The following is a 23,835-nucleotide window of genomic DNA, read 5'->3' as shown; positions in this document are numbered from 1 at the left end:
CATCACACCAGTCCCGACGGCGATCAGCCCTGCGGCTGGGCGATGTTGACCAGCCAGGTCACCCCGAACCGGTCGGTGCACTGCCCGAACTCGTCGCCCCACATCTGCTTCTCCAGCGGGACGGAGACGGTGCCGTCGGCGGCGAGCCGCTCGAAGTACCCGCGCAGGGCGTCGCGCTGGTCGCCCGAGAGGCTCACCGAGATCCCGGACCCGGTCGGCCGGTCCATCCCGGGCGGGGTGTCGGAGGCCATCAGCACGATGCCCTGCTCGGTCTCGAGCTGGGCGTGCATCACCTGCGTCGCCTCGGGGCCCTCGGCCCCCATGTCGCCGAAGGTCATGACGTTCAGCGTGCCGCCGAGGACGTCCCGGTAGAACTCCATGGCCGCCCGGGCGGAGTCGCCGAAGTGCAGGTAGGGGTTGAGGTGGATGCCCATGGACCGATGTTACCCAGATCACATCCGGTCACCGGTGCCGGACGGGGAGTCGTGGCCGGATCGGCCTCGACCGGCACCACCAGCGTGACCGGGGCGGGGGCGGGACCCGTCGACGCCTGGCGGAGCAGGGCGAACTCCACCATCGCGGCGGCCAGCACGAGGACGACCGCCACCGCCACCAGCGCCGGTGTGCTCCACCACCTCACACGGCCATTATGCCCGGTTCGTCCCGTCCGGCAGGGTCTCGGTCGGGCGATGCGCGCCGCGCCGATGCCGCTAGCGTGCCGCGCGTGCCCGCCCCCGATGTCGTCCCCGACGCCGTCCGCAGCGCTATCCGCCGCGCTCACGAGACCCAGCCGACGCTGAACGCGTTCGTCTCGATCGTCGAGGACGCGCCCGCCACGGTCTCGGGGGAGCCGCCGCTGCGCGGCCTGCCGATCGCGCTCAAGGACGACGTGGGCGGCGCCGGGGAGGTCACCGGCTGGGGCGGCCGGGCCTTCACGACGGCGGAGGCGGCCGACGACCCCTTCCTCGCGGCGACCCGCCGGGCCGGGATGGTGCCGATCGGGCGCACGACGCTGCCCGAGCTCGCCGCCTTCGGCGTCACCGACTCCGCCGCGCACGGCGTCACGCGCAACCCGCTCGCCCTCGGGCACACCCCCGGCGGCTCGTCGGGCGGGTCGGCGGCGGCGGTCGCCGCGGGCGTGGTCGAGCTCGCGACCGCGAGCGACGGCGCCGGGTCGATCCGCATCCCGGCCGCCTGCTGCGGCCTCCCGGGGTTCAAGCCGACGACGGGCACGGTGCCGGGCTCGGGCGGCTGGCGCGGGCTCGCGACGCCGGGATGCCTGACGCGGGACCTGGCGCTCGCCGCCTCGTTCTACGACGCGGTCGGGTCGTTCGGGACCTCGCTGCGGGCGGCCCTCGACGTCGAACCCGGCCGGCTGCGGGTCGGGGTGGCCGTCGACCCGCTGCCCGTGGCGCCGCCGCAGCGGCTGGACCCGTACGTCGCGGGCGCGGTCCGGGTGGTCGCCGACCGGCTCGCCGCGGCGGGACATCGCGTCGTCCCCGTGCGGATGCGGCCGGACCGCGCGCAGGCGGCCGCGCTCGCCGTCGTGACGCGGATGCTCCGGGGGCTCGCGGACGCGGCGGCCGGGGCCGACCACCCGGAGCGTCTCGAGCCGCGGATCCGGGACCTCGTGCGGGCGGGTTCGCTGATCCCGGAGTCGGTGGTGGCGGCCGCGCAGGCCCACGGCCGGCGGCTCGGCGACCGGCTGCTCGACCAGCTCGACGACGTCGACGTGCTGCTCACGCCGACGATGCGGGGGACGGCGCCGCTGGTCGACCGGTGGGGGTCGCCCGAACGCAACGGGCTGCTGACCCTGACCGCCATGGGCCGCTTCTACGGACACACCCCGCTGTACAACCACACCGGCCAGCCGGCCGTGACGCTGCCCGTCGACACCGGCGCCGCCCTCCCCGCCGCCGTGCAGCTGGCGGCCGCGCCCGGGCGCGACGCGCTGCTCATGTCGGTGGCGGGCCAGGTGCAGGCGGCCCTGACCGTCTAGCTCGCGCACTCCGCAGGGTGCGACTCGCAGTACGGCGTCATGCCCGGGAAGCGGCCGCGGTGGTCGGCGACCCACTGGTAGACCCGCTCCTGCACGCCCGCCGTCGCGCGGTACACGGTCGAGGGGAGGCGGGAGCCGGTCACGGTGTCGAGCACGGCGTTGACCGCGGCCGCGCCCTCGAGGCGGACCCCGTCGGGGCCCCGCCACTGGACGGCCTCGCTGCAGGTGGCGGCGTCGGTGCCGATGGATTCCGGTACGCCGGGCTCCTGGTAGGGGCGCAGCTCGATCCGGCCCCGGCGGTCCAGGGCGCGGACCCAGCCGACGCTGCGGGTGCAGAATCCGCACCGGCCGTCGAAAACGAGCAAACCGTCAGCCATGACTGCTAGCGTACGGGCCCGCCACCACGGCCGTAGGCGGAGCGAGGAGCTCGACCACATGGGCAGACGCGTCGTCGTCATCGGAGCGGGATTCGGCGGGATCGGGGCGGCCATCGAGCTGCGCGCCCACGGCTACACGGACGTCACGATCCTCGATGCCGCCCCCGGCATCGGCGGGACGTGGCTCGCCAACACCTATCCCGGCGCGGCCTGCGACGTGCCGAGCCACCTGTACTCGTACTCGTTCGCGCAGAAGCGGTCGTGGTCGCGGCTCTGCTCCCCACAGGAGGAGATCCTCGAGTACCTGCGCGACGTCGCCCGGGAGTACTCCGTGGACGGGCTGGTGCGGACGGACACGAAGGTCACGGCCTGCCGCTGGGACGACGAGGCCACCCTGTGGCGCGTCGAGACCGAGCAGGGTGACGAGTACACCGCCGACGCCGTCGTCGTCGCGACCGGCCAGCTCGCGCAGCCCTCCATCCCCGGCATCCCCGGCCGCGAGGACTTCGCGGGCACGGAGTTCCACTCGGCGCAGTGGGACCACGACCACGACCTGACGGGCCGGAAGGTCGCCGTGATCGGCACCGGCGCGAGCGCGGTGCAGTTCGTCCCGGCCATCGCACCCGTCGTCGGGAAGCTGTCGGTCTTCCAGCGCACCGGGAACTGGTTCCTGCCGCGCAAGAACCTGCCCTACCCGCGCTCGGTGCAGCGCCTGATCAAGGTCCCCGGTGTGCAGCGCCTGCGGAGGTGGGGTCTCAAGCGGCTCTACCTGGAGTCGCTGACCGCGTCGATCCGGAACCCGCGGACCGTGGGGCCGGTGCTCAAGCTCAAGTCGCAGATCTTCATGCGTCACCAGCTGCGCGACCCCGAGGTTCGTCGGAAGGTGTGGCCGGACTACACCTTCGGGTGCAAGCGCGTGCTGTTCAGCTCGTACTGGCTGCCGGCGCTGCAGCGCGACAACGTCGAGGTCGTCACCGACTCCGTCGAGCGCATCGAGCCGACCGGGGTCCGGACGAAGGACGGCCGGCTCCACGAGGTCGACACGATCATCTGGGGCACGGGCTTCCGGACGACGAGCTTCATGTTCCCCATGGAGATCCACGGTCGGGAGGGCCGCTCGCTGCGGGAGGCGTGGTCCGACGGGCCCCACGCCCACCTCGGGATGACCGTTCCCGGCTTCCCGAACCTGTTCGTCATGTACGGCCCGAACACGAACACCTCGGGCGGCTCGATCATCGTCTACCTGGAGTCGCAGGCGCGGTACGTGCGGACGGCCCTGCAGGAGGCCGACCGGCGCGGGGCGGCCGCCGCGGAGGTCCGCCCCGAGGTCGAGGCGGCCTCCGACGCCGAGGTGCAGTCCCGGTTCGAGGGCACGGCCTGGCAGGCGTGCGACTCCTGGTACCGCGACGAGAGCGGCCGGATCATCACCAACTGGCCGGGCTACATGCTCGAGTACGAGAAGGCGACCGAGGCGATCGATCCCTCCGAGTACGTGTGGTTGGAGCCCGGCGAGCGGAAGGTGTCGTCCTAGGCGGTCACATCCGGGGCTGGCCGTTGGAGGCGCCCAGCCCGCCGTCGACCGGCACGTGGGCCCCGGAGACGAAGCGGGCGTCGTCGCTGGCCAGGAAGGCGATGACGTCGCCGACCTCGGCCGGCTCGGCGGGGCGCCCGAACGGGATCCGGTCCCGGAACTTCGCCATGACGTCGTCGTCCTCGCGGATGCCCTCGCTCATGTCCGTGGCGGTGAGCGAGGGGTGCACGGCGTTGACGCGGACGCCGTCGGCGCCGTGGTCGAGGGCCATGGCGTTGGTCAGGTTGACCACCGCGCCCTTGGCGGCGTTGTAGGCGGCCATGCCCCAGTCGCCCCCGAGCCCGGACACGGAGCCGACGTTGACGATGCTGCCGCGCGTCGCCTTCAGATGGTCGATCGCGGCCTTCGAGGCGTAGAAGACGCCGTCGACGTCGGTCGCCATGACCTCGCGCCAGGTGTCGGCGTCGAGGTCGGCGACGGTGCCGGGGCGGGCGATCGCCGCGTTGTTGACCAGCGTGTCGAGGCGGCCGTGCTCGCGCGCGACCTCGTCGACCAGGTGCGTGATCGCCTGCTCGTCGGAGGTGTCGCAGGCCTTCGCGACGACGGTGGACCCCGCCGGGGCGTCGGCCACGGTCTTGTCGAGCTTGTCCTGCGACCGGCCGGCGACCACGACGGTGGCGCCGTCCGCGGCAAACCGGTGGGCGGCGGCCGCCCCGATGCCGGAACCCCCGCCGGTGACGATGACGACCTTGCCGGTGAATCGACCCATGCCCGTCGGGTCCCCCGGCCATCGCGGGGAGGAACGCGGGCCCGCCTGGTCGCTGGTCACACCGGTTGTCCCCAGGAGTTGTCCACAGTGGGGACCGAATGACACCGGTGTAGTTCATCCACAGCGGCTGTCCACAGTGTGGATGAAGCACACCGGTGTGATTCGGGCCGGGGTGCCGGTCGCGGGCTACTGTCGCGACGGTGAGACGACGCGTGACCATCGAGCTGAAGAAGCCCGCCGAGATCGAGCTGATGCGTGCGGCCGGCCGGGTCGTCGCGCGCTGCCTGGACGCGGTGCGGACGGCGAGCGCGCCGGGCGTGACGTTGAAGGAGCTCGACACCGTCGCGCACGACGTGATGAACGACCACGGCGCGAAGCCCGCGTTCCTCGACTACCACCCGCGGTTCGCGCCCTCGCCCTACCCGGGCGTCATCTGCGCGAGCGTCAACGACGCGGTGGTCCACGCGATCCCCGGTTCCTACCGCCTCGCCGACGGCGACCTCGTGAGCATCGACATCGGCGCCTTCGTCGAGGGCTGGTGCGGCGACGCCGCCGTCAGCTACGTGGTGGGGAACGCCGACCCGGGCGACCTCGCCCTCATCGACACCACCGAGCGCGCGCTGTACGCGGGCATCGCCGCCGCTCGGAAGGGCAACACGCTCGGCGACGTCGGCGCCGCGATCGCCGGGGTCGCCCGGCCCGCGGGCTACGGGATGCTCGCCGACCACGGCGGTCACGGCATCGGACGTGCCATGCACGAGCAGCCGCACGTCCCCAACGAGGGTCGCCGTGGCAAGGGCATGCGCCTCGAGCCCGGCCTCGTCATCGCGATCGAGCCGATGCTGCACCGCGGCGGCGAGGACGACTACCGCCACGACCCCGACGGCTGGACCCTGCGCACCGCCGACGGCAGCCGGGCCGCGCACGTCGAGCACACGGTCGCCATCACCCCGGACGGACCGCGGATCCTCACCGAGCTGTGAGCGGCTGGTTCCACCTCCGACCGGTCGCCCCGGACGTGTGGCTGGTCGCGGAGCCCTCGCACGTCAACTCCTGGCTGGTCGCCGGGCGCGACCGGGCCGTGCTCGTCGACACCGGGCTCGGGGTGGCCCCGATCCGTCCGGCGGTCGAGGCGGTGTGCCCGCTCCCCGTGGACGTGGTGAACACCCACGCGCATCTCGACCACGTCGGCGGCAACGGCGAGTTCGCCCGCGTCGCGGCCTTCGGTGCGGTGGAGCGGCCGTCCGCGGCCGAGCGCGCCTCCTACCTGGGGTGGATGCGGGAGGTGCTCGCCGCCGTGGCGGCCTACCGGGAGCTCGACGCCCGGTACTTCCACCTGCTCTCCGCCGACTCCGACCCCCGCCCGCTGCCCGACGACATCGAGCGCTGGGTGGAGCCCGGCCCGCCGCCGGGTCCCGACCCCGAGCCGCTGGCCGACGGCGACGTCCTGGACCTGGGCGGGCGCACCCTCACGGTGCTGCACACGCCGGGGCACAGCCCCGACTCGCTCTGCCTGCTCGACGACCGCGACGGCGTCCTGTTCGCGGGCGACACCGTCAACACCGGGCCGATCTACGCCCAGGCGCCCGAGTGCGACCTGCCCGCCTTCGCCGCGTCGACCGGCCGGCTCGCGGCACTGGCGGACGACGTGTCGCTGGTCGCGATGTCGCACTTCGGGCGTGGGGTGGCGGAGCCGCGGTACCTGCACGAGGTGGCCGTGGCGTTCGACCGGCTCGTCACCGGTGACCCGACGGTGCAGGTCCGGGCGGCCCGCGACTGTGACGGCGACGAGGTCCGCGAGGCCGTCTTCGACGCGTGCTCGGTGTTCCTGCCCGCCGGTTAGCTCAGGACCGGTCAGCTCAGGACCGGTCAGCTCAGGATCGGGTGGCTCCGGTCCGCTCCCGGTGTGCGGTCTCCCAGTCGGAGTCGTCGCGCCCGGTCTCCTCGGTCGACCGGTGCTCCGGGCGCCGCCGCACCCCGCGGTTCTCCACGCGGTGCAGCTGCCCGTGACCGTCGCGGCCCCAGTGCGTCCCGTGCGAGTCGGTGAAGCGCATCTCGGGCACCGCCGGCGCCGAGTACAGCTCCTCCCGTGACACGTCGTCGGCCCCGAACGGCAGCGACCGCACCGCGTCGTGCCGCGGCGGCAGCAGCGCGAGCTCGACCGCGTGCTGGTCCTCGCTGGAGGGCAGCGAGAACAGGCAGCGGACGTTGAAGACGGGCGAGTCGCCGCCGTTGTGGACGCACAGCACGTAGTCGCTGGTCGAGCTCCGCTCCGCTGCGTCTCCCGTGCCCTCGTCGCGGTCGTGCCGCGCGCCGTCGTCCAACCAGGCCGTGACCCCCTGGGCCTGCTGCTCCTGCCGCACCTCGACCTGGTCCTTGCGGTTCAGCAGCATGATCCAGACGTAGGCGGCGAACCCCAGCAGGGATCCGGCGCTGCCGATGGCGGACACCCACTGGGCGAGGGTCTGGGAGCTCATGGGCGCGCAGGTGCCCACTTCCCGCTCCGTCCACCCGCGACGAGTCTCCGGCCCTCGTCCGGCCCTCGTCCGGCCGTCGTGCTGCCGTCGCGCGGTCGTCGCGGTTCGGCCCTAGGTTCGCTGCCATGTCGCGCAGCGCCGGTCCGCCCGCCCCCACGCCGCCCGGTGCTGACGCCACCCCCGGCGAGGTCGTGCGCTGGACCTTCGACGTGCTCAACACCCACACTGCGGCGCCCCTGCGCGCGGTCTGGACCGACGAGACGCGCGAGCGGATGCCCACGGCGACCTACCGGGGCGCCGCGGAGATCGAGGGCTACTTCGAGCGGCTGTTCACGGCCGTGCCCGACGCGACGCTGACGATGCAGGCCATGGTCGAGGAGGGCGAGCAGGTCTTCGTGCGCTGGACCCTCACCGGGACGCACACCGGAGCGGCGCTCGAGGGCGTGGAACCGACCGGGGCACGCCTCGACCTCGACGGTGTCGACCACTTCACCGTGCGCGGCGGGAAGATCGTGTCGAACTTCGTCGTCTTCGACCAGATGCAGTTCGCGCGGCAGCTCGGCCTGCTGCCGGCCGACGGGTCCCGGCTCGACGTCGGGCTGAAGTACGGCTTCAACCTGCTCAACCGTCTCCGCCACTGACCCCGGCGGGCGCGGGGCCGACTGCGGCCGGCCCCGGTCTACTCGGCCTTCTTGCGCGCCCGTCCGTGCGTGCCGCCGCGGCCGCGGAACTCCACACCCGCGTCCACGAGCAGACGGCGCACCCGGCCGATGCTGTACCCGGTGTCGGCGCAGATCTCGCGGATGCTGGCGCCCTTCTCGTAGCGCTTCAGCAGCTCGCCGGACAACTTCTCGCGCTCGGGGCCGGTCACCCGCTGGTTGCGCGCCAGGTCGGGGGTCTTCGTCATGCGCCGCATTCTCACCGAGAGTGGCGGCCGAGCGCCAGAACTTGCCAGCAAATGAGGGCTCAACGGTCGGAATTGGCGTCCGAACGACGGAACGTGGTCACCCTTAGCGCGTTGGGGTGACGCGCTGTCAAATTGACGTCAACTCGGCTCCGAGGCCGAGCGGTAGGCGGGGTACTGGCGCCCCCGCGGGACGACGTCCTCGGCCGACTCCGCCCCCCACACCGTCCAGCCCGGCCGCGGGTAGCGCGCGAACATCTCGAGGTAGGGCCCCGGCGAGCACTCCTCGATCAACGCGTAGGCCTCGTCGGGCTTGCGTGAGTGCTCCCGCTTCACGGTCTCGATCATGTTCACCTGGCGGCGGGCCGGCGGGAGGGTGCGCATGGACCCGCGCACGCCGAACAGGATCAGCTCGGTGACGTTGCGGAAGTAGAAGCCGACCCCGCGCCCGTCCGGTCCGCCGTCCTTGCGGCGCTTGGCCCAGACCAGGTTCGAGACGTAGCGGAAGCCCCAGCCCTGCATCACCGCGAGGCCCTCGGGGAGCAGGGCGTTCGGCACCCACAGGTAGAGGTGGGCGTTGGCGGCGACCACGTCGGCGACCGGCAGCGCCGCGATCTCCGGGGCGGTCATCGTGTCGTAGCGGTCGAGCCGGCGGTGCTCCGGCGCGACCTTGCCCGTGCGGTTGGTGAACCGCCACGGCGGGTCGGCGAGCACGCAGGGCCAACCGCCCTCGACCGTCGGCAGCGGGACGGCCTCGACCGGCGTGACGTCGGCCCGCAGCGGGTCGGCGCGGCGGGCAGCGCGCACGGCAGGGGCGGGCGGCGTCGCGGACGGGGTGTCGAGCGGCGGTGCGGTCACGGGCGGCACGGTAGCGAGGGGGTCCGACAGTCTCGGTCCGTCGTCCTGTGGACTCATCCGGACCACCCCTCGAGCACCGGCTGGTCGGACCGGTGACCTGCCCACCCGGCCGGCACCGACCCGGCGTCGGGAACGAAGCAGCGGGCGCTGACGGCGACCGCGAGCAGCGGGCATCCCCCGGCGTCCCCCCGCGTCATGCGGGACTCGAGCTTGCCCAGGTGCGTCGTCGTCGAGGTGGAGAAGCGGCTGCGGACCTGCTCGTCGCTCTGGCCCGCCGCGCGCGAGAGGCGCCGGGCGAGGTCGCGCAGGTCGTCGTGGGTGCGGGTCAGCAGCACCGCGCCGTCGATGAGGCCCGCGTCGTAGAGGCTCCGGTAGGCGCCGATGTCCCGGTCGAGGTTGCCGTCCTTGGCGTTCCACTCGACGTCCAGCGCGACCCGTCCCTTCACGTTGTCGACCTTGTAGCCCTCGTTGCGCACCTCGTCGGTGCGCTCGACGACCTCGTGCTCGCCCGCCGGGGCCCACGGCTGGACCTGCAGCACCGAGCGCACCACCGTGTCGACCCGGCCCTCCCGCCAGCCCCGGGACCGGAAGTCGGCGTTGAGCCGGGCGGCCAGCTTGGACTCGTTCCCGCCGGCCTCGATGAGGTCGACGGTCGTCAGGGCGAACGCCGCGAGCACCGCGCAGAGCTCACCGAACTCCTCCGGCGCGGTCGCGGCCAGGATCGCCGCGGCGTTGCGGGTCTCGCGCAGCTCGTAGCGCGCGGCCAGCTCCGCGAGCACACCCAGTGATCCGCCCGGCACGGCCTGCGACCAGCTGTGCGTGAGCTCCACGGTCGGTCAGTGTCCCAGGTGGGCCACCCGCTACGTTCGGAAGGACACGAGGTGGGACCGATGGGGGCGGGATGACGACGACACCCGCCCGCGGTCTCGGTCTGGGGCTCCCCCCGCCCACGGTCCGCCCGGCCCTCGCGCCCTTCGCCCGGGGACCGGTCCTCGCGGTCGCGGCGGCGGTCGCCGTCCTGCTCGGGGTGGTCTCCGCGCGCTACGGGTGGTTCGGCGACGAGTACTACTTCCTGTCCGCCGGCGCGCGGCCGAGCACCGGGTACGCCGACCAACCGCCGTTGCTGCCCCTGCTCGCGGCCCTGCTCGACCACCTGGCGCCCGGGAACCTCGTCGTCCTCCGGCTGCCGGCGACGGTGCTGACCGCCGTCGGGACCGTCGTCGCCGCCCTGCTCGCCCGGGAGTTCGGCGGCGGCCGGCGCGCCCAGGTGCTCGCCACGGCGGTCACCGCGATCAGCCCGTACCTGCTCGCGACCGGCCACCTGCTCGCGACCTCGACCGTCGACCCGGTGTGCTGGGCGACGGCGCTGTGGCTGCTCGCCCGATGGCTGCGTCAGGAGCGCGACGGCGCCGCCGACGACCGCCTGCTGCTCGGGCTCGGGCTCGTCGTCGCGGTGGCGCTGTTCGACAAGGTGCTGATCGTCGTGCTGCTCGGGGCACTCGTGGTCGGGGTGGCGGTGTCCGGGCCCCGGCGGTTGTTCGGCCGACCGTCGCTGTGGGCGGGAACGGGGCTCGCCGCGGCCTCGACGGTCCCGACCCTCGTCTGGCAGGCCCGCCACGGCTGGCCGCAGCTGCACATGGGGTCGGTCGTGGCCGGGGAGTCGTCGCTGTTCGGGGACCGGTGGCAGTTCCTGCCGCGGGCCCTCTACTACGCGGGGCTCGCGCCGGGCGCGGTGCTCGTGCTGCTCGGGGCGTGGGCGCTGCTGCGCCACCCGCCGCTCGCACCGTGGCGGTCGTTCGGGTGGGCCTCGTTGACGGTCACGGCGGTGCTGCTGGCCGCGGGCGGGCGGCCCTACTACCTGTCGGGTCTCTACGCGGTGCTCATCGCGGCGGGCGCGGTCGCCTTCTGTGCCCTGCCCCGTTCCCGACGGCGGGTGTGGTGGCGTTGGGCGGTCCACCCGGCGGCGGTCGTGGTCTCGGCGGTGCTGACGGTGCTGTGGGTCCTCCCGTTCGGGCCGGCGTCGTGGCGGGCACCGACCGAGTTCGAGACGATGGGCCAGGTCGGCTGGCCCGAGTTCGCCGCCGGGGTGGCGCGGCAGTGGCACGCCCTGCCGCCCGGGACCGTGGTGGTGGCCTACTCGTACTGGTACGCGGCGGCGTTGGAGCACGAGGGGCCGCGGTTCGGCCTGCCGACGCCGGTGTACTCGACGCACCGCGGGTTCGGGTACTTCGACGTGCCGCCGGGGTCGGCCGACGCGCTGCTCGTCGGCGACGTGAAGTGGGCCCCGCGCTTCTGCCGTCGGCTCGTGCTGTTGCCGATGTACGTGGGTCCACGGGTGACGCCGGTGAACGACCGGGTCCTGCTCGCGGTCTGTACTCCGTCCCGCTCGTGGGCCGAGGCCTGGCCGGAGCTGCGGAACCTGGCGTGATTTCGTGATCATTTCGTGATGTGGGCGGTCTCGGCGCTTTTCGTGGCCGCGAGTGTCACGTGGGGCAGGTTTCCGGGGCCGGTTTCCTGCCTGGTGTGAACCTCGCCGTCTCCGACCAGGGCTTCGTGGGCTTTCCGGTGCGCGGTGACTGTCAGGGGTGCGAACTACAGTTCGAATCATGGCGGTGGAGGCGGCGTTCGCGGTGGGCGACGGGGTGTTCGACACCCCGCCGCCGGCGGTGCCGTTCTCCGACCCGCGGGATGCGGTGGGGCAGGAGTGCGAGGCCGGGCTGGTGGCCTGGCAGGCCCGGATGGTGCACGACGAGTGGCGGCGGGCGTGCTGGATGCTGGAGACGGCCCGGGCCCGCGCGGACACGCTGCAGCGGTGGCCGGAGCCGGACCCGCGGGTGATCGCCGCCCGGCTGGGGTGGTCGGTGGCGATGGCGGCGTCGCGGTTGGAGACCGCGCAAGGGGCGTTGGAGCGGCTGCCGCGGCTGGGGGAGGCGATGCGCGAGGGCCGGGTGGAACACGCCAAGGCCGCGGTATTCGTCGCCGGGCTGCGCGATGTCACCGACGAGCAGGCAACGGTGGTGGTCGACGCCCTGATCTCGCAGGCCCCGAAGCTCGGGGTGTGGGAGCTGCAGCAACGGATCGCCGCCGCGGTGAAGGACGTCGACCCGTTGGGTGCGGAGAACCGGCGGGACGCGGCGGTGGCGCGGTCGCGGGTGTCGACGCGGATCGCGCCGTCGGGGGCGGCGGAGATCCACGGGCTCGATTTGGATCCGGGGATGGCGGTGCCGGCGTTCGAGCGGATCGCCGCGGTCGCCGAGGAGGCCCTGTCTCAGCTCAAGGCGGCGGGCAACTCGGTGGGGCCGGCGAAGGTGCAGGCGCAGGTGTATCTGCGGCTGCTGCACGGCTGCCCGGCCGGGTCGGACGACCTCGCGGTCCTCGAGCAGGTCGTCCTCGACCTCACCACCCCCGCCGGCCCCACCGATGACCTCGCCGACCTGACCGACCTCGACGACCTCCCCGACCCCGATGACGGGCCGGACGACGACGACCCGGACGACGGGCCGGACGACGGGCCGGACGACGGGCCCGACGACAGTCCCGACGACAGTCCCGACGACAGTGGCTCCTCTGGCGCTGGCCCGGACGACAGCGGTGGCCCCTCCGACGGTGGCCCCTCCGACGGTGGCCCCTCCGACGGTGGCCCCTCCGACGGTGGCCCCTCCGACGGTGGCCCCTCCGACGGTGGTTCCACTCCTGGTCGCGTGGATCACCCGAGCGACGGCGGTGGCCAATTCGAACGCTCCGATGCGGGTCGAGGAAGCGCCCACACACTCGTGGCAGCCACCGCGGAGTGCGCAGACACTCCCTCGCCAGCTTCAGACGAGACTTCAACGCCGGGGTGGCGGCCGGGGGACCCTGAGCCGGACCCGCCGCCACCGGACACTCCCGATCCTCGGGTGCCGAGCACCGAGCCGCCGCCGGACGTGGCCGCGCGGTGGACCGAACGCGGGCTGGTGTTCCCACCCGCGACGCTGCGCGCCACCCTCGCGTGCGTGCTCGGGCTGCAACGCGCCCACGGCCGCGTCGGCGCCGGCACGTTGACCGGCTGGGACGCCTACCGCGCCGCCTGGGCGAGAACCTGCGCCCAGTTCCGGGTCCTGCTCTACGACCCCGACGGCGCCCTCGAGCACGTGCTGCTCGTTCGTGCTCCGCGCCGGCCCGGTGCGGACCCGCGCTACCAGCGGCAGGTCGTCGAACTGACCGCCCACACCAGCGAGGTCGACACCCTCGACCCCGAGCGGCAGCTGATCGGGATCTGGGCCGAACTCGCCCGCCGCGCCACGAATGCGCTGGCCGGGGCGAGAGCACGCCCATCCGGCGAGCACCCGAGCCGCAGCACCCGCGAGGCCGGCCACCGGTTCCCCGGCGCCGAGCTCACCCGCTGGATCCACGCCCGCGACCGCACCTGCCGATTCCCGATGTGCACCGTTCCCGCCGTGGCCTGCCCGATCGACCACACCTACGACCACACATTGGGTGGGCCCACCCAGGCCGACAACCTCGGCCCCCTCTCCGTGGGTGATCACCTGCGCAAGCACGACCCGACCTCCGGCTGGACCGTCCGCCAGACCCGCCCCGGACGGTTCGTATGGACCGCCCCCACCGGCACCCACCACGTCGTCGAACCCGACCCCTACCGACCCCTACGACCGGTCAGACGAGACCGGTTCGACCCCGGCATCACCGACACCCGCACCGCACCCCGCCCAACGCGGCCCTGGCAGCCACGCACCGACCAACACGGCCACCTCACCGACGCCCAACGACAGACCCTGCTTGACCTCGACCAGAGGAGACGCCAACAGCAGAACCAACCCCCGAACCCCCACGACGACGACCCACCGTTCTGACGTGCGGGTCAGCCACACGACCGCACGATCTCGAGGATGAATCGTGTCTTGGCGTGCCCGTACGCCTCACGGTCACCGCGGTGGTCCGCGGCCGCCCGAGCCTTGACCTGCGCGTACTCCTCGCGGAGCCGCGCGCTCGCACGCAGGCGGTCGCGGAAGAGCACCTGGTGCTGCCAACGCTCCTCGCCCGGGACCATGAGGTGCAGGTGGGCGCGCCTCACGCGCTCGTCCGCGTCGACACGGACGAAGAACCACCGCCACGGCCGGCGGTCGAGCTCCCGCGGCACGAACCGCCAACCGGCCGCCTCCACCGAGTCGCCGACCTCCTCAAGCGCTGAGGCAGGATCGGGCGACACGGCCTGGAGATCGATGATCGGCTTGGCGGACAGGCCCGGGACGGCGGTCGAGCCCACGTGGACCACCTCGCCGGACAGGCGTCCGGCGAACAACTCCTCGACCTCGCACGCGTACGCGGCCGCGAGCTCGGGCCATCTCGGGTCGTACTCCGCGATCCGCATCGCCTCGGTGGCCCACCCCGGCGGCTCGCCGGCGGCACCGGACCGGCAGGACACGGCTCGATCGTGCTACCACTCCTCGCGATGCGCACCCGGCTGTGGCTCGTCCTCCTGCTGCTCGTCGCGGCGTGCTCGGGGCCGGCGCAACCGAGCACGCCGACGGGTCCTCCGTCCCCGACGCCGGGCCCGCCCCTCGGTACCGGCAGCGCCGCCGTCCCGCGCCTCGATTGGCGCCCCTGCGGCTCGTTCCAGTGCGCGACGCTCACGGCGCCCCTCGACTACCGCTTCCCCACGGGCCCGACGATCGCCCTCGAGGTCACGCGCCTGCCCGCCCTCGACCCGGTCGCCCGCGTCGGCACCGTCGCCGTGAACTACGGCGGACCCGGCACCCCCGGCACGTCGAGCCTGCGCCGGCTCAGCGGCCGCTTCGACGGCGTCCGCACCCGCATGGACGTCCTCGCGCTCCAACCGCGCGGGGTCGACCAGGTCCGGTGCGGCCCGGACGACGGCGAACCCGCCCGACCTGTCGGCTCACCCCTCACCGACCCCGCCGGTTTCTGGGCGTCCGCCCGGGCGATCGGTCAGGCGTGCCTGGCCGGCTCGGGCGACGTGCTGCGCCACCTCTCGACCGCGAACGCCGCCCGCGACCTCGACCTCCTCCGCCAGGCCCTCGGCGAGCCGACGATCAGCGTCTACGGCTACTCCTACGGCACCTACCTCGGCGCCACGTACGCCAACCTCTTCCCCGGGCGCCTGCGGGCGCTCGTCGTCGACGGCGCGCTCGACCTGGTCGCGAACGCCGGCACGACCGACCCGACCCGACCCGTCGACGTCCGCGCCCAGGTCGCCCGGGCCCGCGAGGAGGCGCTCGACGCCTTCGCGGTCGCCTGCACCGCCGCCGGGCCTCGGTGCGCCGCGAACCCCGATCCGGCCGCCCGGATCGCCGCCGCCGTCGGCACGGCGACCCGCACCGGCACCTCTGCTCAGCTCGCCGAGCGGGTGAGCACGGCCCTGGAGTCCGGCGGCCGCCTCACCGGCCTCGCCCGTGCCTTCCCGACGTCGGCTCCGGTCACCCCGGTGCCCGACCCCGCAGCCGGCGCGCCGCCGCACTCCACCCCGTTCCTCGCCGTCCAGTGCACGGACGTGCTCACCCCGACCGCGGAGCAGATGACGGCCCTCCTGCCCGCCGAGCAGGCGGCACACCCGCTGTTCGGGGTCCCGGTCGCGCTCAACACCGCGGCCTGCGTCGACTGGCCGGCGATCGACCCCGACCGCTACCTCGGCCCCTGGAACGCACCCCTGCCGGCCCCGGCCCTCGTCATCAACTCCCGGGACGACCCGGAGACGCCGCTGTCGAACGCCCGCGCGACCGCCGGGCAGCTGTCGGGCGCCCGCCTCCTCGTGGTCGACGGCTTCGGCCACACCACGCTCGACCTCCCCAGCCGCTGCGCCACCGACACGGCCGCCGCGTACCTGCTGGACCCGACCCGGCTGCCTCCCGAGGGCACCGTCTGCCCGCCCGATCCCGGAGGAGTGCCGTTCGCGTGATGGGCTGACGCCGTGCTCGTCACCACGACCTACCTCGAGCAGACCTCTCCCGACCGGCTCCGACCGGCCGCTGCCCCGGCCGACCCCCTCGACGTCGTCCGTGCCGAGGAGCCGTCCCCGGAGTTCAGCCGCTTCCTCGACACCGCCGTGGGCGGGCCGTGGCACTGGACCGACAAGCTCGGCTTCACGTGGAACGACTGGTACGCCCACGTCACCCAGGAGGGCCGGGAGACCTGGGTCGCCCACCACCGCGGCACCCCCGCCGGGTACGCCGAGCTGCAGGCCCGTCCGACGGAAGGCGGCAGCGAGGTCGAGATCGAGTCGTTCGGGCTCCTGCCGCACGCGATCGGCCGCGGCTTCGGTGGTCACCTGCTCACGCGCGCCCTCACCGAGGCCTGGCGGCTCGACACCCGCTGGCCGGACCTCGCGCCGGTCCGTCGGGTGTGGCTGCACACCTGCACGCTCGACGGTCCGCACGCCCGTCGGAACTACGAACGCCGCGGTCTCGTCGCCTACGACACCCGCACCCACCAGCAGGACGACGTCCCGGCGCCCGGCCCCTGGCCCGGATCTCACGCCGACAGCGCGGCCTCCTCCCGCGACCAGACATAGCCGTCCGGCCGGATCACGACGACGCTCCCGTCCCGGGCGCCGTAGGCCTCACGCAGCGTCCCGTCGGCCGCGAGGGCGTCCGCGTCGAGGACCTGCACGGTGCCGCCGGGCAGGTCGGGTGCCTCGACCGCACCACCGAACGCCAGCACCGTCCAGTCCGCCTCCCGACGACGCCGGAAGAGCGTCGACCCGCCCACCAGCGGCGCGTCCGGCGCCCGGTCCCCCGCGACCGGACCACGGCCGTCGTCCGGAACGGTGCGGTAGCTGATCCCGAAGCCGCGGGTGTCGCGGAGCTGCTCGGGCGTCCGGGAGAACACCTGCCGTCCGGTGAGCTCGCCAGACAGGCCGAGGACGTGCACGGCGACCGGCAGGCGTTCGGCGGTGTAGGAGTCGAGCAGGGCCGGGTCGGCCCCGTGGACGACGGCAGCGAGCTTCCAGCCGAGGTCGATCGCGTCGCCGATCCCGGTGTTCATGCCCATCCCGCCGGCGGGCGAGTGGACGTGGGCGGCGTCGCCGGCGAGGAACACCCGCCCGACGCGGTAGTCGTCGACCATCCGCACGTTCAGCCGCCAGTCCGAGGCGGTCTCGACCCGCCGCACGTGGACCCGCGGGCCGAGGGCCTCGACGAGCTCGGTGAGCAGCTCCGGGGAGGCGTGCCGCTCGGGGTCCGTGTGCGCGATCTGGATCTGCCACGTCGGTGTGGCGGGCAGCGGGCAGAGTGCGAAGAACACCGCACCGGAGCCCACGAGGGGTCCTTCGGTCGCCCACATGTGCCAGTGGTCGCGGTCCAGCCCGTCGATCTCCGCGTCCCCGAGCAGCAGGCGCACCTCCTCGTGGGTCTCCCCGAGGAAGCCCACCCCGAGCTGCCTTCGCACCGTGCTGGACCCGCCGTCGGCGCCGATCACCCACGAGGACCGCAGCCTCGACCCGTCGTCGAGCACCACGTCGACGCCCTCGTCGTCCTGGGCGAGCGACGCCACCCGCCGTCCGTAGGAGATCTCGACGCCCTCCTCGGCGAGGCGCTCGCGCAGCACCTGCTCGGTGCGCCACTGCGGGATGAGCAGCGAGGTCCGCCACGGCGTCGTCGGGTCCGCGGCCGCGGCGTCGAGGTCGGGGCTGCGGGGGGCGTCCCGGACCGAGCCGTCGGCGTCGTGGTGCCGGAACGGGAGGTCGAACGAACCCAGCGACACCAGCCGGTCGGCCACCCCGAGCTGGTCGAGCAGCTCCAGGGTGCGCGGTTGCATGCCCTTCCCCCGCGACCCGCGGTGCGGGGCGTCCGCGCCCTCGAGCACCCGGACCGCCACTCCCCGCCGGGCCAGGTCGATCGCCGCCGTCAGTCCGGTCGGCCCTGCTCCCACCACGATCACGTCGTCCATGACTCGTGACACTACGCCTCAAGTGGTACTGAGTGTCAAAAGAATTCTCGTGTCACAATCATCGGCATGGGCCTGCGGGAGCGGAAGAAGGAGCGCACGCGCGCGGAGCTGCAGCGGCACGCCCTGCGCCTCTTCCGCGACCACGGGTACGCCGCCACCACGGTCGACGACATCGCCGCGGCGGCCGAGGTCAGCCGCAGCACGTTCTTCCGCTACTTCCCGACGAAGGAGGACGTCGTCCTGTTCGACGACGTCGACCCCGTGATGGAGGGGGTCGCGGCCGAGCTCCCGGCCGGGACCCCGCTGCTCGAGGCCGTCCGGCTGATCGTGCGCGGCGGGTTCGGGTCGCTCGACGACGAGGCCCGCGCCCTGGAGGAGGTGCGCATGGAGCTCGCCCGCTCGGTTCCCGAGATCGCCGCGATCCTGCGCGAGCGGAACTCCTTCGGGGTCGAGCAGATCGCGGGCATGGTGTCCCGCGGCATCGGCCGGCCCACCGACGACCCCGAGGTCCTGCTGTTCGCCGGGGTCGTCGTCGGGGCCCGCTACGCCGCCCTCGCCCGGATCCACGCCGGCGCGGCGAGCAGCTACATCGACGAACTGGACGCCATGCTCTCGCGACTGGTGGCCGGCATCCCGCTCGCGGACGAGCCGATCAGGGCTCCGCGTCCCGACCCAGCACGATCTCGGGCATGAACCCGTGCTGGTAGAGCCGCTTCTCCCGGATGAGCGGGGAGAAGATCGCGGCCATGAACATCGCCGAGAACCACACGAAGCACGGCAGCGCGATCCGCAGCCACCCCGGTCCCGGCAGCAGCGCGAGCAGCGCCACCGGCAGGCACTGCACCGTGGTCCGTGCGAGCTGGCGCAGGAACCAGGTGCGGGCGGTGAGGTCCCGCAGCACCCAGTTCCCGTACGCCACCGGCAGCCGGGCCCCGAACGCGTAGGCCAGCCACCGCCACACGCCCGGTCTACGCACGCAGCCCCAGCGCGCGGGCGGTGAGCCGCGCGAGGTGGGTCGGCTCGTGCCCGGCGTTGTCGAGCTGGCGGATCTGGGTCCGGCACGAGTAGCCGTCGGCGAGGACGGTCGTGTCGGAGGAGGCCTCCCGCACCTTCGGCATGAGGCCGCGCTCGGCGCACGCCGTCGACACCTCGTAGTGCCCGTCCTCGAAGCCGAAGTTGCCGGCGAGCCCGCAGCAGCCCTCGTCGAGCACGTCGGCCTGCACCCCGAGCGCCGCCATGACGGCGCGGTCGGCGTCGGTGCCCAGCTCGGCGTACTGGTGGCAGTGGATCTGGACGAGGGCCTTCCGCTCCGCGCCGTCGGTGAGCTCGGCCAGCTCGTCGGTGTGGTCCGCGAGCACCTCGGCGAAGGTCCGGATCGAGCGCGACGCCACCTGCGCGAGGTCGTGGTCGCGCCCCAGCACCTTGAGCGAGTCGCCCCGCAGCGCGGCGGTGCACGAGGGCTCCAGGCCCACGATCGGCACGCCGTCCTCCAGCCACGGCCGGATGCGCTCCAGCGACCGCTCGATCACCGTCCGGGCCACCGACACCTGCCCCGTGGTCACCCAGGTCAGACCGCAGCACACGGTCTTCTGCGGCAGCTCCACGCGGTACCCGAGCGCCTCCAGCACCCGGATCGCGTCGATCGCGAGCTCGGGGTCGAACGCCGGGGTGAAGGAGTCGGTCCAGAGGAGGATGCGCTTCCCGACGTCGGGTCGGGCGGCGTGCTTCCGGACGTCCAGCAGTCGCCGCAGCGGCTTGGGTGCGAACGGCGGGATCGAGCGCTGCGGGGCGATGCCGCCGGCCTTCTTCGCGATCGACGCGAGCGTGGGCTTCGCCGCCAGCGCGTTGGCGATGCGGGGCGCACCCGGGATCTTCGAGGTGATCGCGAGCCAGGCGGGCAGCCAGCCCATCGACCAGTGCGACCGCGGGCGGTCCTTCGCGCGCCCGGCGTAGTGCTGGGCGAGGAACTCGGTCTTGTAGGTCGCCATGTCGACGCCGACGGGACAGTCCCGCGAGCAGCCCTTGCAGCTCAGGCACAGGTCGAGGGCGTCGTTGACCTCCTCCGACCGCCAGCCGTCCGGCACCGTCTGCCCGGACGCCATCTCGAAGAGCAGCCGCGCCCGGCCGCGGGTCGAGTGCTTCTCCTCGCCCGTGACGCGGTAGCTCGGGCACATCACGCCGCCGCTCGCGGTGATGCACTTCGCGACCCCGATGCAGCGCCGGGTGGCCGACGCGAAGCCGGTCTCCGGGTTGCCGTCGTGGATGAGGTCGAGCTGCGTGCGGGTGGGGATCGTCGGCTGCCCGATGAAGACGCGGATGTCCTCGTCGATCTTCGGCGGGTCGACCACGCGGTGCGGGTTCATCCGCCCGTCGGGGTCCCACGCGGCCTTGAAGTCGGAGAACGCCCCCATCATCGTCGGCGAGTACATCCGGGAGAGCAGCTCTGCCCGCGCCTGCCCGTCGCCGTGCTCGCCGGAGAGCGACCCGCCGTGCGCGACGGCGAGGTCGGCCGCGTCCTCGAGGAACGCGCGGAAGTTCTTCAGACCCGCCGTCGTGAGCAGCTGGAAGTCGATCCGGACGTGCACGCAGCCGTCACCGAAGTGCCCGTAGTAGGCGCCCGTGCGGCCGTGCTTGCTGAGCAGGGCGTCGAACTCGCGCAGGTAGGAGCCGAACTTCGCCGGCTGGACGGCGGCGTCCTCCCAGCCCGGCCACGCCTCGACGCCACCGGGGCCGCGGGTGACGATGCCCGACCCGTCCTCACGGATCTTCCACAGCGCCCGCATGGCCTTCGGCTCGCTGACGACCTTGGCGTCGACGGTGGCCCAGGCCATCTCCTTGGCGATCGCCTCGGCCTTCTCGTGGGCCTCGCCGCGGGTCTCGCCGCCGGTCTCGACGTAGAGCCAGCCCTTGCCGCGCGGCAGGGCCTCGTGCGTGCGGTCGTCGGGGCGGGCGGCGCGCAGGGCGCCGATGACGCCGACGTCCATCCCCTCGATCGTCAGCGGCGCGTGGTCGCGGATCGGGACCACGTGGTCGGCCGCCGCGTAGGCGTCCTCGAAGCCCAGCACGGCCAGTGCGCGCACCGGGGGCGAGGTGACCATGTCCACCGTCGCCTCGAGGATCGTCACGCAGGTGCCCTCGGTCCCGACCAGCGCCTTCGCGAGGTCGAAGCCGTGCTCGGGCAGCAACTGGTCGACGTTGTAGCCGGAGACCCGGCGGGTGAGGTCGGGGGTGTCGGCGCGGACGACGTCGCCTACGCGGTCGCGCAGCGCCACCAGGTCGCGGTAGACGCGGCCCTCGCTGCCGGGCCGGCGTGCGGCGGCGTCGATCGCGGCGTCGTCCATCGGGCCGCCGACGTGCATGCGCGTGCCGTCGGCGAGCAGGACGTCGAGCTCGCGGACGTTGTCGACGGTCTTGCCCCAGGCCACCGAGTGCGACCCGCAGGCGTTGTTGCCGATCATCCCACCGAGCGTGCAGCGGTTGTGGGTCGACGGGTCCGGGCCGAACGTCAGGCCGTGCGGCCGCCCGGCGTCGCGCAGGTCGTCCAGCACCGTCCCGGGCTGCACCCGCGCGGTTCCCGACGACGGGTCGATCTCCAGCACCCGGCGCATGTGCCGGGAGAAGTCCACGACCACGGCCTCGTTGACCGACTGCCCGCAGATGCTCGTGCGGGCGCCGAGGGGGAGCAGCGGCACCCCGTGGCGGCGCGAGACCTCCACGGCGCGCTCGACGTCGTCGCCGTCGACGGGCTGGACGACGCCGAGCGGGACGTGCCGGTAGTTCGACGAGTCGGCCGACCACATCGCCCGCGTCGCGGTGTCGAAGCGGACCGATCCGCGGACGGCTCCGGCGAGCTCCTGGGCGAGCAGGGAGTGCTCCGCGTCTGCTCCCGGGCGGATCGGTGCGGTGGTCATGTCCCCATCATCGCGGGCACCTAGACGGCGTGCAGGGTCGCCGTCGTCACGGTCTCGGCGACGAGGCGTCCGCCGCTGATCACGAAGCGGCGTGGGACCCGGTCGAGCAGGGCGGTGTGGTGGTCCGCGCCGGGCGCGTCGAGCACGACGAGGTCGGCGCGGCTGCACGGCGAGAGGTCGTGGCCGCCCACGTTCAGCATGGCGGCCGCCCCGCCGGTGACCCGGTCGAGCAGGCGGTCGATCCCCTCCGCGGTGCCGAACGGCTGGGTGTGCGCGGCGAGCAGGGTCACGTCGAGCATGTCGACGGTGCCGAACGGGGTGAAGGCGTTGCGGACGTTGTTGCTGGAGAGCGCCGTCGCGACCCCCGCGTCGAGCAGCTCGGCCACCGGCGCCGCCTTCCCCTGCAGGTAGAGGTCCGTCGGCGGCAGCACGACGACGCCGACCCCGGCCTCCGCCAGCCGCTCGACGATCCGGCGCCGGGTGTCGGCGGTGAGGCCGGCCATCGTCGTGACGTGCCCGAGGGTGGTCCGGGCGCCCCAGCCGCGCTCGGCGGTGACGTCGGCGACGAACGTCGCGAGGGCGTGCCGGGGGTCGTCCGGGCCGGCCGCGAAGTCGGCGTGCACGTCGACGTCGACGTCGAAGCGCGCGGCCAGGTCGAACACCCGGCGGACGTGCTCGCGGCAGCCCTCGACGTCGTCCTCGGCGTAGCTGCAGCCGCCGATCACGTCGGCGCCGCGGCGCAGGGCCTCGACCAGCAGGTCGTCGGTGCCGGGCCGCGCGGCGATCCCCTCCTGCGGGAAGGCCACGACCTGCAGCTCGACCGCCCCGGCCCACCGCTCCTTCAGCTCGAGCAGGGCGTCGAGGCTCGTCAGGCCGACGGTGGGGTCGATGTCGACGGGGGTGCGGACCAGGGTCGTCCCGTGCCGGAGGGCCCGGCGCAGCACGTCGTCGGCGCGGGCGAGGACGTCGTCGTGGGTGAAGTGCTCCTTGGCCTCGGCGGTCGCGTTCACGGCGCCCGCGAGGGTCCCGTCGCCGCCTCCGAGCAGGGCCTTGTCGAGGTGCAGGTGCGGTTCGACCAGCCCGGGGAGGACGGGGCGGCCGCCGCCGTCGATCTCCGTGACCCCGGCGGCCGTGAGGCCGGGCCCGACCTCCGCGATGCGGCCGTCCTCGACGCGGACGTCGACGGGGGCGTCGTGCCCGCGGGGGAGGACGTTCGTCAGGAGGAGATCATCAGCCACGAGAGGTCGGTACCCGGTCCGAGCTCGGTCGGCTCCTCGCCCCTGCGGAACAGGCGCGCGGTGTTCCCGCCGAGGGTCACCGTGTCGCCGGTCCGGCGGAGCCACGCGCCCTCGCGGAGCCCGACGACCGGTGTGGCGTCGACCTCGTGGAACTCCCGGATGCGTTCCTCGCGGGTCTCGCCCTGGTGCGTGCTCGTGGGGTTCGAGTCGACGTAGTGCGGGTTGACCTGGAACGGGACGCGACCGAGCGCGTCGAGCCCGCCCGGGTCGACGATGGGCATGTCGTTGGTGGTCCGCACGGTCGGGCAGGCGAGGTTCGTGCCGGCCGAGCTGCCGGTGTAGCGGCAGGCGTCGTTGCCGCGCAGGGCGTCGAGGATCCCGAGCCGACGCACGTCGTGGAGCAGTCGGAACGTGTTCCCGCCGCCGACGAACACGGCCTCGGCGGCGGCCGCGGTGGCCGCAGGGTCGGGCTCGCGGTGCAGCGGTCGGAGGTCGAGCCGCAGGGCGTCGCGGGCCCAGGCGGCGTACGCGTCGTGGTCGGCCCGCGCGTAGGGCACGAACCACACGGCACGGCCGTCGAGGTGGTCGGTCAGCACCTCGCGGGCGTGCGAGAACGGCTCGGCGCCACCCGGTGGGCGGGAGTTCGACAGGAGCAGCACGTCACCGGACACGGCTGCAGTCTCCCGCCCCCCTGGTGCGAAGGGCCCCGCCGGCCACGAGGGTCACGGGAGGCAGGTCCGTGGGCCTTGGGCTCAGGGGGTCGACGCAACACCTGTGGCTTGTGGGTCGGACAGTAGCTGGGTCATGGCTCGGGCTGGTGATCGCCAGCCGAGGGTCTTGCGGGGTCGGCCGTTGAGTTCGGCCGCGACC

At 73.8% G+C, this 23,835-nt stretch carries 23 protein-coding genes; 10 read left to right on the top strand and 13 right to left on the bottom strand.

The window, feature by feature from the left end; genetic code table 11:
• Positions 1-23: 23 nt before the first annotated feature.
• Positions 24-434: a VOC family protein gene (locus tag QSK00_RS22635; protein WP_285594375.1), complete on the bottom strand. Its 411-nt coding sequence runs from the start codon at positions 432-434 to the stop codon at positions 24-26.
• A gap of 290 nt (positions 435-724) precedes the next feature.
• Between QSK00_RS22635 and QSK00_RS22630 the strand changes: the two genes are divergently transcribed.
• The gene (locus tag QSK00_RS22630) at positions 725-1,999 is read left to right on the top strand and encodes an amidase (protein ID WP_285594373.1); all 1,275 of its coding nucleotides are present in this window, start codon (positions 725-727) and stop codon (positions 1,997-1,999) included.
• Here QSK00_RS22630 and QSK00_RS22625 read toward each other — a convergent pair.
• Positions 1,996-2,376: a thiol-disulfide oxidoreductase DCC family protein gene (locus QSK00_RS22625; protein WP_285594371.1), complete on the bottom strand. Its 381-nt coding sequence runs from the start codon at positions 2,374-2,376 to the stop codon at positions 1,996-1,998. The genes QSK00_RS22630 and QSK00_RS22625 overlap by 4 nt on opposite strands.
• 58 nt (positions 2,377-2,434) lie before the next feature.
• On the opposite strand from QSK00_RS22625, the gene QSK00_RS22620 reads away from it, so the two are divergent.
• Positions 2,435-3,907: a flavin-containing monooxygenase gene (locus QSK00_RS22620; protein ID WP_285594369.1), complete on the top strand. Its 1,473-nt coding sequence runs from the start codon at positions 2,435-2,437 to the stop codon at positions 3,905-3,907.
• A 4-nt stretch (positions 3,908-3,911) separates the two neighbouring features.
• Here the strand turns inward: QSK00_RS22620 and budC are convergent, their stop codons facing one another.
• Positions 3,912-4,676, bottom strand: coding sequence for a meso-2,3-butanediol dehydrogenase (budC, locus tag QSK00_RS22615; protein WP_285594367.1), 765 nt, complete (start codon positions 4,674-4,676; stop codon positions 3,912-3,914).
• A 212-nt stretch (positions 4,677-4,888) separates the two neighbouring features.
• Here budC and map point away from each other — a divergent pair, with 212 nt between their 5' ends.
• Complete coding sequence (gene map / locus QSK00_RS22610) at positions 4,889-5,659, top strand: type I methionyl aminopeptidase (protein ID WP_285594365.1); 771 nt, start codon at positions 4,889-4,891, stop codon at positions 5,657-5,659.
• A complete protein-coding gene (locus QSK00_RS22605; protein ID WP_285594363.1) occupies positions 5,656-6,519 on the top strand; it encodes an MBL fold metallo-hydrolase in 864 nt (287 codons plus the stop codon). The genes map and QSK00_RS22605 overlap by 4 nt, the downstream gene beginning before the upstream one ends.
• Positions 6,520-6,550: 31 nt before the next feature.
• Here QSK00_RS22605 and QSK00_RS22600 read toward each other — a convergent pair whose 3' ends face one another.
• Positions 6,551-7,153, bottom strand: coding sequence for a hypothetical protein (locus QSK00_RS22600; RefSeq protein ID WP_285594362.1), 603 nt, complete (start codon positions 7,151-7,153; stop codon positions 6,551-6,553).
• Between the two features lie 125 nt (positions 7,154-7,278).
• Here QSK00_RS22600 and QSK00_RS22595 point away from each other — a divergent pair, with 125 nt between their 5' ends.
• Entirely contained in the window at positions 7,279-7,794 is a 516-nt protein-coding gene (locus QSK00_RS22595; protein WP_285594360.1) for an ester cyclase, read from the top strand.
• Positions 7,795-7,832: 38 nt separating this feature from the next.
• Here QSK00_RS22595 and QSK00_RS22590 read toward each other — a convergent pair whose 3' ends face one another.
• The 3 genes from QSK00_RS22590 to QSK00_RS22580 all read right to left on the bottom strand — a co-directional run bounded on the left by QSK00_RS22590 (position 7,833) and on the right by QSK00_RS22580 (position 9,745).
• Complete coding sequence (locus QSK00_RS22590; RefSeq protein WP_285594358.1) at positions 7,833-8,060, bottom strand: helix-turn-helix domain-containing protein; 228 nt, start codon at positions 8,058-8,060, stop codon at positions 7,833-7,835.
• A 138-nt stretch (positions 8,061-8,198) separates the two neighbouring features.
• Positions 8,199-8,915 (bottom strand): MT-A70 family methyltransferase, encoded by a 717-nt coding sequence (locus tag QSK00_RS22585; protein ID WP_285594356.1) that lies wholly within the window; start codon positions 8,913-8,915, stop codon positions 8,199-8,201.
• Positions 8,916-8,968: 53 nt separating this feature from the next.
• Positions 8,969-9,745 carry a BglII/BstYI family type II restriction endonuclease gene (locus QSK00_RS22580; RefSeq protein WP_285594353.1) on the bottom strand — a complete coding sequence of 259 codons (777 nt, stop codon included), beginning with the start codon at positions 9,743-9,745 and terminating at the stop codon, positions 8,969-8,971.
• A 71-nt stretch (positions 9,746-9,816) separates the two neighbouring features.
• Here QSK00_RS22580 and QSK00_RS22575 point away from each other — a divergent pair, with 71 nt between their 5' ends.
• The gene (locus QSK00_RS22575) at positions 9,817-11,343 is read left to right on the top strand and encodes a glycosyltransferase family 39 protein (RefSeq protein WP_285594351.1); all 1,527 of its coding nucleotides are present in this window, start codon (positions 9,817-9,819) and stop codon (positions 11,341-11,343) included.
• 178 nt (positions 11,344-11,521) lie between these two features.
• On the top strand, positions 11,522-13,765 hold the full coding sequence (locus tag QSK00_RS22570) for a DUF222 domain-containing protein (protein ID WP_285594350.1): 2,244 nt from the start codon (positions 11,522-11,524) through the stop codon (positions 13,763-13,765).
• Between the two features lie 8 nt (positions 13,766-13,773).
• Here the strand turns inward: QSK00_RS22570 and QSK00_RS22565 are convergent, their stop codons facing one another.
• Complete coding sequence (locus QSK00_RS22565; protein WP_285594348.1) at positions 13,774-14,337, bottom strand: GrpB family protein; 564 nt, start codon at positions 14,335-14,337, stop codon at positions 13,774-13,776.
• 27 nt (positions 14,338-14,364) lie between these two features.
• On the opposite strand from QSK00_RS22565, the gene QSK00_RS22560 reads away from it, so the two are divergent.
• Both QSK00_RS22560 and QSK00_RS22555 read left to right on the top strand, forming a co-directional pair.
• Positions 14,365-15,828 (top strand): alpha/beta fold hydrolase, encoded by a 1,464-nt coding sequence (locus tag QSK00_RS22560; RefSeq protein ID WP_285594346.1) that lies wholly within the window; start codon positions 14,365-14,367, stop codon positions 15,826-15,828.
• Positions 15,829-15,840: 12 nt separating this feature from the next.
• Entirely contained in the window at positions 15,841-16,440 is a 600-nt protein-coding gene (locus QSK00_RS22555) for a GNAT family N-acetyltransferase (protein WP_285594344.1), read from the top strand.
• Here QSK00_RS22555 and QSK00_RS22550 read toward each other — a convergent pair.
• Positions 16,401-17,816, bottom strand: coding sequence for an FAD-dependent oxidoreductase (locus QSK00_RS22550; RefSeq protein ID WP_285594342.1), 1,416 nt, complete (start codon positions 17,814-17,816; stop codon positions 16,401-16,403). The two genes, QSK00_RS22555 and QSK00_RS22550, sit on opposite strands and share 40 nt — an antisense overlap.
• A gap of 66 nt (positions 17,817-17,882) precedes the next feature.
• Here QSK00_RS22550 and QSK00_RS22545 point away from each other — a divergent pair, with 66 nt between their 5' ends.
• Positions 17,883-18,509, top strand: a complete 627-nt coding sequence (locus tag QSK00_RS22545) for a TetR family transcriptional regulator (protein WP_285594340.1) — start codon at positions 17,883-17,885, stop codon at positions 18,507-18,509.
• On the opposite strand, the gene QSK00_RS22540 is transcribed toward QSK00_RS22545, so the two are convergent.
• From QSK00_RS22540 to pepE, 4 genes are read right to left on the bottom strand one after another with little or no spacing between them, the layout of a single operon-like run.
• On the bottom strand, positions 18,469-18,792 hold the full coding sequence (locus QSK00_RS22540) for a DUF5313 family protein (protein ID WP_285594337.1): 324 nt from the start codon (positions 18,790-18,792) through the stop codon (positions 18,469-18,471). The two genes, QSK00_RS22545 and QSK00_RS22540, sit on opposite strands and share 41 nt — an antisense overlap.
• On the bottom strand, positions 18,785-21,727 hold the full coding sequence (locus QSK00_RS22535) for an FAD-binding and (Fe-S)-binding domain-containing protein (RefSeq protein WP_285594336.1): 2,943 nt from the start codon (positions 21,725-21,727) through the stop codon (positions 18,785-18,787). Before QSK00_RS22535 ends, QSK00_RS22540 begins: the two co-directional genes overlap by 8 nt.
• A gap of 20 nt (positions 21,728-21,747) precedes the next feature.
• Positions 21,748-22,965 (bottom strand): amidohydrolase family protein, encoded by a 1,218-nt coding sequence (locus tag QSK00_RS22530; RefSeq protein ID WP_285594334.1) that lies wholly within the window; start codon positions 22,963-22,965, stop codon positions 21,748-21,750.
• Entirely contained in the window at positions 22,944-23,636 is a 693-nt protein-coding gene (gene pepE / locus QSK00_RS22525; RefSeq protein WP_285594332.1) for a dipeptidase PepE, read from the bottom strand. Before pepE ends, QSK00_RS22530 begins: the two co-directional genes overlap by 22 nt.
• Positions 23,637-23,835 lie beyond the last annotated feature (199 nt).

The sequence above is a fragment of the Actinomycetospora sp. NBRC 106378 genome, assembly GCF_030269685.1.
Taxonomy (GTDB): Bacteria; Actinomycetota; Actinomycetes; order Mycobacteriales; family Pseudonocardiaceae; genus Actinomycetospora.
The sequence above is the reverse complement of the archived record's forward strand: the minus strand, read 5'-3'. Positions and strand labels throughout refer to the sequence as shown.

Coding starts and splice junctions, on each gene's coding strand:
- QSK00_RS22635 (WP_285594375.1), bottom strand. CDS start 434: ATGGGCATCCACCTCAACCCCTACCTGCACTTCGGCGACTCCGCCCGG.
- QSK00_RS22625 (WP_285594371.1), bottom strand. CDS start 2,376: ATGGCTGACGGTTTGCTCGTTTTCGACGGCCGGTGCGGATTCTGCACC.
- QSK00_RS22620 (WP_285594369.1), top strand. CDS start 2,435: ATGGGCAGACGCGTCGTCGTCATCGGAGCGGGATTCGGCGGGATCGGG.
- budC (WP_285594367.1), bottom strand. CDS start 4,676: ATGGGTCGATTCACCGGCAAGGTCGTCATCGTCACCGGCGGGGGTTCC.
- QSK00_RS22600 (WP_285594362.1), bottom strand. CDS start 7,153: ATGAGCTCCCAGACCCTCGCCCAGTGGGTGTCCGCCATCGGCAGCGCC.
- QSK00_RS22595 (WP_285594360.1), top strand. CDS start 7,279: ATGTCGCGCAGCGCCGGTCCGCCCGCCCCCACGCCGCCCGGTGCTGAC.
- QSK00_RS22590 (WP_285594358.1), bottom strand. CDS start 8,060: ATGACGAAGACCCCCGACCTGGCGCGCAACCAGCGGGTGACCGGCCCC.
- QSK00_RS22575 (WP_285594351.1), top strand. CDS start 9,817: ATGACGACGACACCCGCCCGCGGTCTCGGTCTGGGGCTCCCCCCGCCC.
- QSK00_RS22570 (WP_285594350.1), top strand. CDS start 11,522: ATGGCGGTGGAGGCGGCGTTCGCGGTGGGCGACGGGGTGTTCGACACC.
- QSK00_RS22560 (WP_285594346.1), top strand. CDS start 14,365: ATGCGCACCCGGCTGTGGCTCGTCCTCCTGCTGCTCGTCGCGGCGTGC.
- QSK00_RS22550 (WP_285594342.1), bottom strand. CDS start 17,816: ATGGACGACGTGATCGTGGTGGGAGCAGGGCCGACCGGACTGACGGCG.
- QSK00_RS22545 (WP_285594340.1), top strand. CDS start 17,883: ATGGGCCTGCGGGAGCGGAAGAAGGAGCGCACGCGCGCGGAGCTGCAG.
- QSK00_RS22535 (WP_285594336.1), bottom strand. CDS start 21,727: ATGACCACCGCACCGATCCGCCCGGGAGCAGACGCGGAGCACTCCCTG.